Raw genomic sequence first — 2,076 nt, forward strand, 5'->3', positions numbered from 1 at the left:
CTCCAGCTAAAAGTTCGATGGGCAAAATGAATTTTTATTTTATATTTTTGATAAAGCTCTTGCCAAAGAACACCAACTTGTTCACCCTGAGAAATAGAATTTGTGCTAACTAAAGCGCAACGAATTAAACTATTTTGAATAAATTCAGCCGCTTTAATATACCATGCGGTCACATAATCTAAAACACCTGCTCCTTTAATGTCCCCTAAAACATGATTCATGTCAGCCTTTTGGTCGGCATTTTGTAACTGTTTCCCCACAAAAGGAGGATTACCTAAAATAAAATTGAGCTTCTCTTTTGATATAAGTTCTTCCCAATCAATCCGCAAGGCATTTCCATTAACAATCTTTGCCGCTTTTTTCAATGGTAAACGCACAAAATATTGACCAAAAGTATTACTAACTTTAACATTCATCTGATGATCAATTAACCACATTGCCACCTCAGCCACCCTCACCGCAAACTCATCGTATTCAATACCTGCAAACTGATTGACATCTACCTGAATAATGGTACTAATATCTGTTACTAACTGCCCCGTTTTATCTAATTTATCTAACTCTTGTAATACCAAAATCTCTAAATCTCGTAACTCCCGATAGGTAATAATTAAAAAGTTGCCGCAACCACAGGCAGGATCGAGAAAATATAAATTAGCAATCTTTTTCTGAAATTCTAGTAATTTATTGCGATTGCCTTTAATCTTCTCAAATTCCCTGTGTAAATCATCTAAAAATAACGGTTTAATCACCTTTTGAATATTTTTCTCGGAGGTATAATGCGCCCCTAAATTACGTCGCTCTTTTGGATTCATTACCGCTTGAAACATAGAGCCAAAAATAGCAGGGGAAATTTTTCCCCAATCAAAAGCACAAGCTTCTAATAACATGACTCGCATCTTGCTATCAAAAGCCGCTAAAGGTAAAGACTCCTCGAATAACTTGCCATTTATGTAGGGAAATTGAGTGAAATTCTCATCGAGATTTTTTAATCTTTTGTCTTCTGGTGTATTCAAAACCTGAAAAATAGCATCAATGTGCATCGCCAAATCACTGCCATCTTCTTTGGTATGTAAATCGATATATTCCCAGAAAATACCCTTATTAAAAATACCCGTATCATCGGCAAATAAACAAAATAATAAACGCACTAGATAAACTTCTAAATTATGCCCCATATAACCAATTTCTTTCAGGCAATCATGAAGTTTTCCCATTAACTCGGCAGCTTGGAGATTGACGGGATCTTCGTCTTTATAAACTCGCTTTTCGTAACCAGCAATAAAATCAAATAAATGAACGTTATCAACAAAATTACTTAATTCAAATTCCCATTGATTGCCCGAATCTAAATCATATAATTTAAACCGTTGAAAATCCGATACTAAAATATAACGCGGTAACTCATGTTCCTTTAAATTGGGAAAATAATCCTTAGCCTGTTGTGTGGCTTTTTCTAAATCTTTCCCCTTCGATTTATGCTCAACTAAAATCGTTCCTTTCCAGAGTAAATCAATAAAACCCTGTTTATTATCGGCTTTTTTTATCGGTTGCTCAAAACTAGCTACCCTACGCCGTGAAATGCCAAAGACATTAAAAAAATCATTCCAAAAAGACTGAGATTCTGCTTTTTCTGAAGTCTCTCCTTCCCACTCTTTTTGAAAAGCGATGGCGCGATTTTTTATTTCATTCCAACTTAAAGGCATAGTTTTAACTCCTTATCTTTCGCCGGTTTGCTCAAAGATAGTAGAAAATGGTGTAGGGAGCTATAGGCAGTCAGCAAGGGATACAGATAAGTAGCTGGTTATAATTAAATTGAAGATAAATTTTAGGTTCGATCCCCCCTTAGTCCCCCCTTAATAAGGGGGGCATCTGATAATTTTTAACGCCTACCTACTTAGTTTCCATTTTAGGTGATTTTTTGGTAAACTACAAGGGAAGCTAGAAATTAGTAACGCCTTGAGAATTGTAGCCGCTTAGTTACCAATCTAGTTATTGACTCGAAGGAACAACTTATCGCTATGTCGAAAACTCTCTACGAACAAGATTTTCAAGTATGGCTCGCAACAACAATTA

At 35.6% G+C, this 2,076-nt stretch carries 1 protein-coding gene; it reads right to left on the reverse strand.

Annotation, left to right across the window (positions count from 1 at the left end; genetic code table 11):
* Positions 1–1,706: DNA methyltransferase (locus PX484_RS14080; protein WP_288104340.1), on the reverse strand; the 1,706-nt coding region annotated here is incomplete at its 3' end.
* Positions 1,707–2,076: the final 370 nt, after the last annotated feature.

This window comes from Microcystis sp. M49636_WE2 (assembly GCF_030065375.1).
Taxonomy (GTDB): domain Bacteria; phylum Cyanobacteriota; class Cyanobacteriia; order Cyanobacteriales; family Microcystaceae; genus Microcystis; species Microcystis aeruginosa_C.